Origin of the sequence: Bacteroides sp. 4_1_36 (assembly GCF_003466325.1) — a bacterium.
GTDB classification, from domain to species: domain Bacteria; phylum Bacteroidota; class Bacteroidia; order Bacteroidales; family Bacteroidaceae; genus Bacteroides; species Bacteroides uniformis.
Window position 1 is genome coordinate 180072 of sequence record NZ_QSOX01000009.1, and the last position, 12932, is coordinate 193003.

11 protein-coding genes are annotated in these 12932 nt (G+C 49.0%); 8 read left to right on the forward strand and 3 right to left on the reverse strand.

Features of this window, described 5'->3' with window-relative positions; all coding sequences use genetic code 11:
- Nucleotides 1–46: 46 nt before the first annotated feature.
- From DXD65_RS10855 to DXD65_RS10890, 8 genes are all read left to right on the forward strand, one after another.
- Nucleotides 47–1102, forward strand: coding sequence for a DUF4837 family protein (locus DXD65_RS10855; RefSeq protein WP_005831945.1), 1056 nt, complete (start codon nt 47–49; stop codon nt 1100–1102).
- 5 nt (nt 1103–1107) lie between these two features.
- The gene (gene pdxA, locus DXD65_RS10860) at nt 1108–2205 is read left to right on the forward strand and encodes a 4-hydroxythreonine-4-phosphate dehydrogenase PdxA (RefSeq protein WP_005831943.1); all 1098 of its coding nucleotides are present in this window, start codon (nt 1108–1110) and stop codon (nt 2203–2205) included.
- A gap of 1 nt (nt 2206) precedes the next feature.
- On the forward strand, nt 2207–3457 hold the full coding sequence (locus DXD65_RS10865; protein WP_005831941.1) for a sigma-54 interaction domain-containing protein: 1251 nt from the start codon (nt 2207–2209) through the stop codon (nt 3455–3457).
- Nucleotides 3444–3968, forward strand: coding sequence for an LptE family protein (locus DXD65_RS10870; protein ID WP_005831940.1), 525 nt, complete (start codon nt 3444–3446; stop codon nt 3966–3968). Before DXD65_RS10865 ends, DXD65_RS10870 begins: the two co-directional genes overlap by 14 nt.
- Before the next feature lie 4 nt (nt 3969–3972).
- On the forward strand, nt 3973–4746 hold the full coding sequence (locus tag DXD65_RS10875; RefSeq protein WP_005831938.1) for a hypothetical protein: 774 nt from the start codon (nt 3973–3975) through the stop codon (nt 4744–4746).
- Nucleotides 4747–4750: 4 nt separating this feature from the next.
- Nucleotides 4751–5140 carry a preprotein translocase subunit SecG gene (gene secG / locus DXD65_RS10880; RefSeq protein ID WP_009038088.1) on the forward strand — a complete coding sequence of 130 codons (390 nt, stop codon included), beginning with the start codon at nt 4751–4753 and terminating at the stop codon, nt 5138–5140.
- Between the two features lie 153 nt (nt 5141–5293).
- Nucleotides 5294–6685, forward strand: a complete 1392-nt coding sequence (locus DXD65_RS10885; RefSeq protein WP_117878395.1) for an MFS transporter — start codon at nt 5294–5296, stop codon at nt 6683–6685.
- A 19-nt stretch (nt 6686–6704) separates the two neighbouring features.
- Nucleotides 6705–7058, forward strand: a complete 354-nt coding sequence (locus DXD65_RS10890; RefSeq protein ID WP_005831929.1) for a PqqD family protein — start codon at nt 6705–6707, stop codon at nt 7056–7058.
- A gap of 7 nt (nt 7059–7065) precedes the next feature.
- Here the strand turns inward: DXD65_RS10890 and DXD65_RS10895 are convergent, their stop codons facing one another.
- The 3 genes from DXD65_RS10895 to DXD65_RS10905 all read right to left on the reverse strand — a co-directional run bounded on the left by DXD65_RS10895 (nt 7066) and on the right by DXD65_RS10905 (nt 12243).
- Nucleotides 7066–8115 carry a DUF4831 family protein gene (locus tag DXD65_RS10895; RefSeq protein WP_057258670.1) on the reverse strand — a complete coding sequence of 350 codons (1050 nt, stop codon included), beginning with the start codon at nt 8113–8115 and terminating at the stop codon, nt 7066–7068.
- Nucleotides 8116–8185: 70 nt separating this feature from the next.
- The gene (locus DXD65_RS10900) at nt 8186–9313 is read right to left on the reverse strand and encodes a lactonase family protein (RefSeq protein WP_009038091.1); all 1128 of its coding nucleotides are present in this window, start codon (nt 9311–9313) and stop codon (nt 8186–8188) included.
- Nucleotides 9314–9414: 101 nt separating this feature from the next.
- Complete coding sequence (locus DXD65_RS10905; RefSeq protein WP_044467484.1) at nt 9415–12243, reverse strand: beta-glucosidase; 2829 nt, start codon at nt 12241–12243, stop codon at nt 9415–9417.
- Between the last annotated feature and the right edge of the window lie 689 nt (nt 12244–12932).

A 12932-nucleotide genomic window follows, 5' to 3' on the forward strand; every position in this document is an offset into this window, starting at 1 on the left:
ATTACGCATTCTTCGTAGCTTTGTGAAAAACTAAAATGATAGAGATATGAGAAAGCACTTGTTTTATTTGAGTATGGTTCTCGTACTGACGCTTTTTTCCGCTTGCGGTGGTGGTAAAAAGGGTGTGTTTACTCCGACCTCCAGCGGTCGTGCGTATGAAGTTCTGGTAGTGGTGGAGCCCGGCTTGTGGGAACGTCCTGCCGGTAGGGCGCTTTTCGATGTGCTTGATTCTGATGTTCCGGGGCTTCCCCAGTCAGAACGTTCATTCCGAATCATGTATACTGCCCCTTCCAATTATGATGCCACTTTAAAACTGATTCGCAATATCATTATTGTCGATGTGAACAAGGACCTCTATACCCAGCCTAAATTCAAGTATGCAAGGAATGTATATGCTGCTCCTCAGTCTATTCTCACTATTCAGGCACCGGACGAGGCTTCGTTCGAGAAATTTGTGGAGGAGAATAGGCAGGTAATCATCGATTTCTTTACCCATGCGGAAATGAATCGTCAGATTTCAGTATTGAAGGACAAGCATAGCGACTATATAGCAACGAAGGTGAAAAGCCAGTTCGATTGCGATGTATGGGTGCCGGGCGAACTGACATCTACCAAGGAGGGTGAGAACTTCTTCTGGGCAGGTACGAATGCAGCTACCGGCGACCAGAACTTTGTAATCTACTCTTATCCTTATACGGATAAGGATACGTTTACTAAAGAATATTTTGTTCATAAACGCGATTCCGTGATGAAGATTAATATCCCTGGTGCCCGTGAAGGCATGTATATGTCGACGGATTCTCTGATGACCGATGTACGCCCCATCAGTGTGCAGGGAGACTATGCACTGGAGGCCCGCGGCTTGTGGCGCATAAAGGGTGACTTCATGGGCGGTCCGTTCGTATCGCATGTACGTTTGGACAAGGCCAATCAGCGTATTATCGTATCTGAAATATTTATTTATTCACCTGATAAAATGAAACGTAATCTGGTACGTCAGATGGAGGCTTCGCTCTATACCTTGAAACTGCCCGGCAGCAAGCAGGAAGGTGCGGAAATTCCGGTAGGCGTAACCTCAAAAGATACTACTAATAATAAGTAATAAAAATGGAAGACAACAAAATAAGAGTCGGCATTACACAAGGCGACATTAATGGTGTAGGGTATGAAGTGATTTTAAAGACGTTTGCAGACCCGGTGATGCTGGAATTGTGCACGCCGATTATCTACGGTTCGCCTAAAGTGGCAGCTTATCATCGTAAATCATTGGACTTGCCTACCAACTTCAGTATCGTCAACTCCGCCTCCGAAGCGGTTCCCAATCGCTTGAGTGTAGTGAACTGTACGGATGATGAAGTAAAGGTTGAGTTCTCTAAACCTGACGTTGAAGCTGGTAAAGCTGCACTTGGTGCACTGGAAAAAGCCATTGAGGAATATAAGGAGGGAATGATAGACGTGATTGTCACAGCTCCCATCAACAAGCATACCATCCAGTCGGAGGAGTTTGCCTTCCCCGGACATACGGAGTATATAGAGCAAAAATTGGGAGATGGCGAGAAGGCCCTTATGATTCTGATGAAAGATGACTTCCGGGTAGCATTGGTGACCGGACATATTCCCGTTAAAGAGATAGCCGGAAGCATCACCAAAGAACTGATACAAGAAAAACTGAAGATATTCAACCGCTCCTTGAAGCAGGATTTTGCTATCAGCGCACCGCGTATTGCAGTGCTTTCGCTGAATCCGCATGCAGGAGACGGCGGATTGCTGGGAACTGAAGAGCAGGAGATTATCATTCCGGCCATCAACGAAATGGCTGCTAAGGGTATGCTTTGCTATGGTCCTTATCCGGCAGACGGGTTTATGGGCTCAGATAACTTTACCCATTTTGATGGTATCCTGGCCATGTATCACGACCAGGGGCTGGCACCGTTCAAGGCATTGGCTATGGACGAGGGCGTGAACTATACTGCCGGCTTGCCGGTGATACGCACTTCGCCTGCTCATGGCACGGCCTACGATATTGCCGGGAAAGGAATCGCCTCTGAAGATTCATTCCGGCAGGCTATCTATGTGGCAATAGATGTGTTCCGTAACCGCCAGCGTGAGAAAGAGGCACATGCAAATCCGCTGCGCAAGCAATATTACGAGAAACGTGACGATAGCGACAAACTGAAACTCGATAGTGTAGAAGAAGATTTGTAGAATGACAAAAGCGGAAATACAACAAGTAAAATTACGTTTCGGCATTATCGGCAACAATGAAGCGCTGATGCGTGCCATTGATATCGCTATCCAGGTAGCGCCCACCGACTTGTCTGTACTGATTACCGGAGAGAGTGGTGTGGGAAAGGAGAGCTTTCCGCAGATAATACACCAGTACAGCCGGCGCAAGCATGGACAGTACATTGCCGTGAACTGTGGAGCCATTCCCGAAGGGACGATTGACTCGGAACTGTTCGGTCATGAGAAGGGCGCATTTACCGGGGCTATCGGCGAACGGAAGGGGTATTTCGGTGAGGCCAACGGCGGAACAATCTTCCTTGATGAAGTCGGCGAATTGCCTTTGCCTACCCAGGCACGCTTGTTGCGTGTGCTCGAGAGCGGTGAATTCATCAAAGTAGGTTCTTCTAAGGTGGAAAAGACCGATGTGCGTATTGTTGCCGCTACCAATGTAAACTTGACACAAGCCATTGCTGACGGACGTTTTCGTGAAGACTTGTATTACCGTTTGAACACAGTTCCTATTCAGGTCCCTCCATTGCGCGAACGCGGTGAAGACGTGGTGCTGCTGTTCCGAAAGTTTGCTTCGGACTTTGCAGAAAAGTACCGTATGCCTGCCATTCAGCTGACGGAAGACGGCAAGCAAGTGTTGCTGGGCTACTCATGGCCGGGTAATGTGCGCCAGTTGAAGAATATCACCGAGCAGATATCCATCATTGAGACCAATCGTGAAATCAATGCATCCATACTGAAGGGCTATCTGCCTGAGCAGAACAATATGCAGCGCCTGCCTGCCTTGTTTGGAGTGAAGGAGGACAAGAGCTTCGGGAGTGAACGGGAAATTCTCTACCAGGTTCTGTTTGATATGCGCCAGGATGTAACGGACTTGAAAAAGCTGGTGCATGAGATTATGGCTGAAAGGGGAACGGTAGCCAATCCGGCGGTTGCCACATCGGCCTACTATACGCCGGCTACTCCGGCGGTGGTACCTCCGGTAACATCCAGTGTCCCCACCATTATACATCCTTCGGTAAAGCCGGTTACTCCGGTGGACGATGATTTCCAGGATACGGAAGAATATGTGGAGGAGTCACTCTCCCTGGATGAAGTGGAGAAAGAAATGATACGTAAGGCGCTTGAAAAACATCACGGCAAGCGTAAGAGTGCGGCTCAGGATTTGAATATCTCTGAGCGTACGTTATACAGAAAGATAAAAGAATATGGATTGGATTAAAAAAGCGGCATTTGCTTCCTTGTTGGTAAGCTTGTTATTTCTAGTGAATTCATGTAGTATGAAGTTGGGACTTGCTCCGATAAGCTCTATCGACTATACAAAGGTAAAAACGATTTCCATTGCCGATTTCCAGAACCGGGCAGAGTATGTATATGCACCGCTGGCAACAGAATTTAACCAGAAAATGAAGGATATGTTCATTCAGCAGACTCGCCTGCAACTGGTGAATTCCGGAGGAGACCTGGAAATAGACGGAGAAATAACCGGCTACAATCAATATAATGAATCGGTGGATGCCAGCGGCTACTCTTCGAAGGTGAAGGTGACGCTGACTGTCAACGTGCGCTACACCAATAACACGAACCATGAGGAGGACTTTGAACAGCAGTTCTCGGCTTTCCAGACCTATGATTCCTCAAAATTGCTGACCGAAGTGCAGGACCAGCTGATAACCTTGATGGTGAAAGACATTGCCGAACAGATTTTCAATGCAACTGTAGCTAACTGGTAAACTCATGACGCCTACCCATTTGCAACAATGGATTCAGCATCCCGAGACGCTGAATAGGGATACTTTGTACGAGCTTCGCACATTGGTGGCACGCTATCCTTATTTCCAGTCGCTCCGTTTGCTCTATCTGAAAAACCTCTATCTGCTGCACGACATCAACTTTGGCGCGGAGTTGCGCAAGGCTGTGTTGTATGTGGCAGACCGTCGTGTGCTGTTTTACTTTATAGAGGGTGACCGCTATACTTTGAAATCCCGGAAGGTCTCGTCGCTGTTTTCCGGCGATTTGGAGAAAGAGCCGAGTGTGGACCGTACCCTTTCCTTGATTGACGCATTTCTGGCTACTGTTCCCGAAGAGCATTCACAGCATACGGAGCTGGATTATGCGGTGGATTATACGGCCTATTTAATGCAGGAAGAACCCGGTGTGGATGCAGAAGATGAGTCGGAAGTGCCTAAACTGCGCGGGCATGAATTGATAGATGACTTTATCCAAAAGAGTGAGTCTTCGGATGCCTCGGATACGAGAAGGGAGTTTCTTGTAGAGAAGGAGGAAGAGACTGAAGAAGAGGAAGAACCCTCAGTATCGCCGGTAACGGAAGAGTTGGACGATAGCTGTTTTACGGAAACTTTAGCCAAAATCTATATAAAACAGCACCGATATGACAAGGCGCTTGAAATTATTAAAAAATTAAGTTTGAATTATCCAAAAAAAAATGCTTACTTTGCAGACCAAATCAGATTTTTGGAGAAATTGATTATTAACGCTAAATCAAAATAACAAAATGTATTTATTATTAGTTATCTTAATGCTGATTGCATCTGTGCTGATGTGCTTCATTGTATTGATTCAAAATTCTAAAGGAGGTGGTCTGGCATCAGGCTTTTCATCATCCAACCAAATTATGGGTGTGCGCAAGACTACGGACTTTTTGGAAAAAGCAACCTGGACTCTGGCAGCTGTCATGGTAGTCTTCAGTATTGTTTCTGCTTACACTATTCCTTCTTCCACAGGCAAGGGCGGTGATGTGATTCTGGAACAGGCGCAACAAGAAGAAAAAACTAATCCTTATAACATGCCCGTAGGTACAGAAGCTCCGCAATCGGAGGCCCCTGCAGCTACAACTCCGGCTGAAGCTCCTGCTCCTGCAGCAGAAGCCCCTGCAGCAGAATAAGATAAGGATATTGCGGATGACTCCCGCTTGGAAAAATAAGAGAAAGGTTGATACTGAAAAGGTGTCAGCCTTTTTTCGTTTTGATGAAGTATTTATTTACCTTTGTCAGTAATTTATGCAATCTGATTAATAAATTGAAATCCAAATAGTACAATGACAGAACAACTCAAACTTAAATTGAATGATTCCAAGGCTACCCGTTGGGGGGCATTGGTGATTGTTGCCTTCACGATGATGGCAGCTTATTATGTAAACGACGTGGTAGCACCGTTGAAGACAATGTTGGAAACGGACTTGGCTTGGTCGAGTACCGACTTCGGATTCTTTACCGGTGGTTATAGTTTTCTGAATGTTTTTTTCCTGATGTTGATTTGGGGAGGATTAATCCTCGACCGCTTTGGTATCCGTTTCACCGGAAAGCTGGCAACTATCCTGATGGTAGGTGGTACAGCACTTGAATACTATGCAATGACGGGACTTGCCGGTGCCGACGCGACTTTATTCGGAATCAATGAAATATTTGGCTATAAAACGGGTGTGTTTGTTGCTTTTGCCGGTTATTCCATTTTTGGAGTAGGAGCGGAGGTCGCCGGTATTACAGTTTCCAAAATCATAGCCAAGTGGTTTAAGGGGAAAGAGCTTGCCACGGCTATGGGGGTACAAGTTGCTTTAGCACGTATCGGTTCGCAAGCCGGTTATGCCGTAGCCATTCCTTTGGCCCGTGCTTTCGGTATTTCCACACCGGTGTTGTTGGGTTTGGTTCTGTTGTTGGGCGGTATGATTGCTTTCTTCATTTTTGCAGTGATGGACAAGAAGCTGGACAAACAGATGGAAGCTGCTGCCATTGCTGCCGGTACGGAAGATGAGGAAGAGAAGTTCTCTTTTAAGGATGTGAAGAATATTCTGGTCAATCCCGGTTTCTGGCTGATAGCATTGCTGTGTGTATTGTTCTACTCTTGTGTATTCCCATTCCAGAAGTTTGCTTCCGAGTTGATGATTATCAAATACGGTATCAATGAGAATGTGGCCGGTACATTTGCCGGACTTCCGGCATTGGGAGCGCTGATTCTGACTCCGGTCTTTGGTGGTTTCATTGACAAGCGAGGTAAGTCCGCATCTATCATGCTGCTGGGCTCGGCCATGCTGATATGTGTGCATTTCATTTATGCTATTCCCGATATAAACTATTGGCTGGTAGCTATTGTGCTGATGATAATTTTGGGTATCGCTTTCTCGCTGGTACCTTCTGCCATGTGGCCGGCTGTGGCCAAGATATTCCCGGTAAGCCAGTTGGGTACGGCATACGCATTGATTTTCTTTATCCAGAATATCGGTCTTTGGGGTATTCCTACATTGATAGGGTGGGTGCTTGATGCCTATTGTATATCCGGCAAGAAACCAGATGGAACGAATATGTATGACTATACGGTGCCTATGTGCATTTTTACCAGTATTGCCTGCTTGTCCCTTATAGTGGCTCTACTGCTGAAGAAGGCAGACAAGAAGTATGGTTATAAGCTGGAAGAGCCTAATATTCAGAAATAATAGGAAAAGCGGATACCGTATGATGGAAATACCCGAAGGAAAAGTAAGTCTGTTGGACGCTGTTCCGGTCCGCTGTGGACATATAACAACCGAATGGGAAGGTGAGTGCGCCGTACTCGCCTACCCACGGTTTAAATACGAATGGATGCGTCGTTTTTTATTGCCGAAGGGGATGTCTCCTGACATCCATGTGAGGCTGGAAGAACACGGTACAGCTGTCTGGAATCTGATAGATGGACATCGTACCGTGCGCGAAATCATCTCTCTACTTGCCAGGCACTTTGGGGAGGAAGAGAATTATATTCCCCGGGTCACCGCCTACGTAATGCAGTTGCGTAAGGATGGATTTATCCAGTTGACAATCCGGAATTAGAATTCCTTTATTCCCTATCCACTTTTATCAATCCTCCCGTTGCCGTATCAAACAGCACTTTGATGGTAGAATTCTTGTTGAACAGTACCGGTGCGAGGTATTCTACGGTGCCGAATTGGGTAATGGGAAGTTGGTCGTCAAACAATTTCTTATTGTTATACACCAATGTCACTTGTGCCTTGCCCGGAAGGTTATAGGCTACACCGTCCACTTTCTTTTTGCCTTCCTCGGTGGCAGATACATCGGGACTTTTGAGGTCGGTGACGCTGATATAATACGGTTCACCGGCAAGGTCATTATTGGCCACCACTCCCAGCTTTCGGGAAAAACGGAAAGCCACTTCATCTTTCATCTCTTTAGGCGTCAGCCGGATGGTGAATGTCTTGGGTTCTTTCTTTATTTTGCCCGAGAACATTTCCGTCATAGCCGTTTCCTGCTGGTTCAGATTGTCAAGCATCAGCTTGAGTTGAGCGCCGTCCTTGGGCATATTGTCTGCTTCGCCGCGCAGGAGGGCATTCTTGCTTTCGCGGATGCTGTATATTTCCTTAGCCACCAGCTCGGCCATCTTGGCACTGGAGTTGGACATCAGTATTTCTTCCGTCAGAAAACTGCGTGGGTCAATGCTGCTTTCGGTGGCTTTGGCTTCGGGCGTCTTGGCAGCAGGCTTGCCGCTGAACGGAATGTTGATGGAGCGGACAATTCCGTCTTCGGTAAGCTCCATAAGGGGTGCTACGGTCTTGTCTTTCATCTTCACGAAATAGACGTTGTCCTTATCCGGTACACCGGCTATGCGGGTTTCTATCTTATCCAGTGTCCAGAACTCCTCGGGTTCGGCAGACACGTTGTTGAGACGCAGATAGCGGTCGGCATATCTGCAAAATTCTCCGGGAGTGTAGGTATGCTTGGTGGCTTGCAATACGATTTCTATTTCTGTTTTGGGTAACATATAGGTCACTCCGTAGTCTTTGCCACGCATCACACCGGTGGTTACGTCTGTTTGCGCCAGGGCAGTGGTAGACAAGAACAGAGCTGAGAGCATCAATATATTCTTCTTCATAATGTACATTCGTTTAGACTGATTTAGCTAAGGGACAAAGTTAATGAAGTTATCTTTGCTAAATATTGCTTTATAAATTATTAACAGAGCTGACGAACTGTACGCAAACCGGCATGTCAACTACAATGTCCTGATGAGTATCTTCCAAGAGTCCGGTAACTTCGTTTCGTTTGTATACCTGAATGACATTGCTGTCGCGGCAGGCGGCAAGCAAGTATTTACCGTTGGGCGTGATGTTGAAGTTGCGGGGATGGATGCCGGTGGGCTGATAACCTACCTTTGCCAAGGTCCCATTTTCGGGATTCACGGCAAAGATGGCGATGCCGTCTTCTTTCAGACGGTTGCTGGCGTAGAGGTATTTCCCATCCGGACTGAGGTGGATGTCTGCACTTCCACGGGCGGCTACGGTGTCGGCTGTGATAGTCTGTATCTGTTCCAGGCAGCCGTCGTCGTAACTGAAGGCAATGACCTTACCGGACAGTTCGGTGATGAGATAGGCAAACTTCCCGTTAGGGCTAAATGTCAGATGGCGCGGGCCGGAATCTGCCTCAATGCCAACGGCTTCCAGAGAAGCATGAGGAATAGGGTTGTCGGGGTGCATCACAAAGCGCAGGATGCGGTCGGCACTGAAGTCGGTGGCGAAGATATACTTTCCGTCCGGTGAAAAGACCGTGCAATGGATGTGGGGAGTGGCTTGCCGTATGGCGTCGGGACCGGTGGCAGAGCCTTGAAAGAGCGTGTCTGCAGGAGCCAAAGTGCCGTCTTTCTGTAAAGGAAAGACGGACATGGTTCCACCGCTGTAGTTGGCAGTCAACACTTCCCGGCCATTGGTGGCCACGTAGCAGGGGTCGGCGCCGAAGGTGGGAACGGTGTTCAGCAGGCGCAGTTCTCCCGTTTCCCGGTCTAAGGAAAGGGAGCTGAGGGCTGCTGTGCTGTCGTTCATTTCACTGACGGCATAGACAAATTCGCCATCTCCCGAGGGGACGAGGTAGGAGGGATTGGGCAATGCCGCTGAACTGAGCGGAACGGCTGTTCCCGTCTCCTGATTAAAGCGGAAGGTATAGATACCCTTGCTTGAGCCATTCGTGTAAGTACCTATTAGCATGGCGAGTTCGTCCTGGTCACCGTTAGTGCCCTTTGGAGAAGAGCCACATGCTGTCAAACCTAATCCGAGCATACAGAAAAGAAGTGTTTTCATTAATTTAATGTGTTAATGTGCCAATATGCTAATGTGCTAATTGGCTGCGCTGTATATGCTGCATGGTCATTGGTACATTAGCATATTGGCACATTAGCACATTAAAATTTAACTTCGGCAATACTGACGCGGTCATCGTTCAGCACGATGCGGAGGTCGCTGGCGGTAGTGCCTTTGAACGGATAGGAAATCAGTTTGCCGTATTCGCTGACGGTGCCCGAATATACGGTGAGGAACTGTCCGCCACCGCCCGAGAGCTGGATTTCGAAGGTTGCCGGCAGGTTGTTGTCACGTGTAAAGGCAATGGCAACTTTATCTACCTTGGCTCCGTTCTTCAAGGCAAAGGTAATATAATCTCCCTTATTTCCTTGCCATGCGGTATTGATTTTTTCGTCGAGCACGTTTTCGGCATCCTCTGGGTTGGTGCTGGCACTCACACGCTTTGCTGGTTTTTGGGCTTCAATGGCTTTGGCACGGGTCTGGTAGTCTTCTACGGTCAGCGTTCCGTTCAGGCGGATGTCTTCGGAAGAGGCGCCGGCCATGAGCACGAAGTCGCCGGGTTCCACCACCCATTTCATGTCGGCGTCCAGAAGCTCCAGGTGCTTGCGGTCGATGGTGAAGGACAGCTCCTGGGCTTCGCCCGGTTCGAGGTGGATGCGCTGGAAGCCTGCAAGATTCTTTTCGTAGGTGGTGATGCTGCTCAGTACGTCGCGGATATAGAGCTGCACTACTTCATCTCCGGCACGTTTGCCGGTGTTGGTCACCTTCAGGCGGACGGTGGCAGACTCGTTCGGGGTGATGACTCGGGGGGTGATGTCGAGGTCGGAGTACTCGAAGGTGGTGTAGCTCAAGCCGTAACCGAAGGGGTAGAGTGCTCCGTTGATGCGTGACATGTTGCCCGTAGGTCCCGGATTCTTACCGCCGTCTATCTGTGAAGAAGGCTTGCAGGGGAAGTTGAAGGGGATTTGCCCTACGGTCTTGGGGAAGGTCACTGTCAGCTTTCCACCAGGGTTATAGTCGCCGAAGAGGATGTCGGCCAGGGCCGTTCCGCCTTTGGAGCCGGGATACCAGGCTTCGAGGATGGCGGGGACGAACTTGTCTGCCCAGTTGATGGAGAGCGGGCGTCCGTTGATGAGTATCAGTACGACGGGCTTGCCCGTGGCTTGTATGGCTTGAAGCAGTTGCAACTGCCGGCCGGGCAGGTCGAGGCTGGTGCGCGATTTGTTTTCGCCGCAGGTGCGTTGTCCGCCGCCCAATACTACGACGGCAACATCAGCTTGGCGGGCATTTTCTACGGCTTTGTCTATCTCGGCTTGCTCGTCGTCGGTCAGAGGATAGTCTATGATTTCACTTTCGGGCCAGTGGGCATCCACTAGGTCGCAGCCTTTGGTGTAGAGCACCTCTGCCTTGCCTTTTGTCTTTTCTTGAATGCCTTCCAGTACAGTGGTCACCTCTACGGCAAGGGGGCCGTAATGGGTCAGCGCGTAGCCTTCTTCGTTGGCATTGGGACCACAGACGGCAATCTTCTTGGTGGAGTTGATGTCTAAGGGCAACAGCTCACCGGCATTCTTCAGCAGAACGATGGACTCGCGGGATGCCTGCAAGGCGATGGCTTCGTTCTCTTCTTTTTCCACTTCACGGTCGGCACCGGCAAGGTCTGTCTGGTAGGGGGCATCGAACAGACCAATGAGGAACTTTACCCGGAGGATGTCGCGCACACGGTCGTTAATGACTTCTTCGCTCAGCCCGCCTTCCTTCACCAGTTCGCGGAGGGGAAGGACGAAGGAGTCGGGCGAGCGGAAGGTACAGCGTACGTTCAGCCCGGCTTCCACGCTTTGGCGGACGGCTTCTTTCATGTCTTTGGCGGTGCCGTGCTTGGTGTAGAGGTATTCTACGGCGTCACTGTCGGATACGACGTAGCCACGGAATCCCATTTCGCCACGCAGGCGGGTGGTGAGCCAGTAGTAGCTGCCCTGTACGGGGATGCCGTCGTAATCGTTGTACGAACTCATTACGCCCAGCATGCCAGCTTCCCGGATGACGCGTTTGAAGGGGTAGATGTGTATGTTTTCCACTTCGCGCGGCGACATTTGCGGGTCCACGCGTGCCATGCCTTCGCGGGCGCCTTTGTTGTTACTGTAAGCGGCAAAGTGCTTGCCGGTGGCGGCCACTTGGTGGTTGTGCTGCAAGCCGCGCACCATTTCGATGCCCAGTTCGGCTACGAGGTAGGGAGATTCGCCGTAAACTTCTTCGTAGCGTCCCCAGCGCTGGTCGCGTCCTACGTCGAGGATGGGGGCGTAGACGTTGGTGTAGCCCAGCATGCGGGCTTCGCGTCCGGTGATGAGTCCTACTTGGCGAATCAGTTCACGGTTCCAGGTATGTCCCAGTCCCAGTTGGGTGGGGAAGTTGGTGGCGCGGTAGCTTTCCACGCCGCGTATGCCTTCGTTGGTAAAGTCTACGGGGATGCCGAGACGGGTATCTTCCACAAAGAACCGTTGCACCTCGTTCAGTGCCCAGGCGTGGCGCGAGGCGGGCCAGACGTAGGCATTGTCCGAGGGAGGCAGCCCCCATTGCTGGAAGCCGTTCAGGTGTTCGTCGATGGCGCCGATACCGTCTTTCCAGAGCAGCTCTTTCCATTCGGGGGTGGGGAGGTCGTCTTTCAGTACGCGTTTGTAGCCGTAGAGGGTGACCATTTGGCAGGTCTTTTCGTCCAGCGTCATCTGTTGCAGCAGGTTTTCGATGCGTGCTTCGAGCGGGGCGGAGGGGTCTTCGTACACGTCTTTCACTCCGTTTTTGTTGAAGTCTATCCAACCTTTGCGGTACATTTCACTTTTCACCGGCTTGTAGGTTGCCGGTGTTTTGGCAGGCTTTTGTGCGCAGAGCAGTGTGCTTCCTCCAAGCAGCAGGGTTAGGGCAATAAGGTTCTTCATGATATGTTCTAAAAATCTCTTGGTTATTATTGTTTCTTTTGTTGACAAAAATACGGCTAATGTGTGAAATAAAGGGATAAAATAGTCCGAAGTATCGGCTTTTATTGTCCGAAGGGTCTTCCTCTTACTAAAAATATCCTCCAAGACGCTACCGGGGAATTCAAATCATTATTAGACGAAACATATCATTCACTTTTAAAAAGAAAGAGAGAACACTATAATAACCTGAAAAGTAGATGCAATCGCGGTGTATACAAGTATTACGGCTACATCTGTTAAACGAGGGTGTATTTATATAATAGGAATCTGTTGACGGAATTGTTGCTTGTACGGAAGAACTTTCTTTTCAACCTTGGGATGTCTAAACCCAACCTTGGTTTAGACATCCCAAGGTTGGGTATGGAAAAACCAAAGTTTGGGATAGATTGCTTCCTTAATTCTTTCCGGTTTTTCAGTTAACTTCAGAGACTTTTTCCGTTAACTTCCCATCTCTTTTGTGCAAATATCCATTACAGAAGATAGATATTCCCTCTTGCAGGGGGTAATTCCGTCAACGGATACTGGCTTTGGTAGCTGTTTGAACATTGATGACAATGGGGTGCACATATTCTATGTATGGAAGATTATTGTTTTTATCCTCAAATCCGCAACTAAGCTCTTCAGCGTCCTTCTTGCGTCTAAACGTCCTC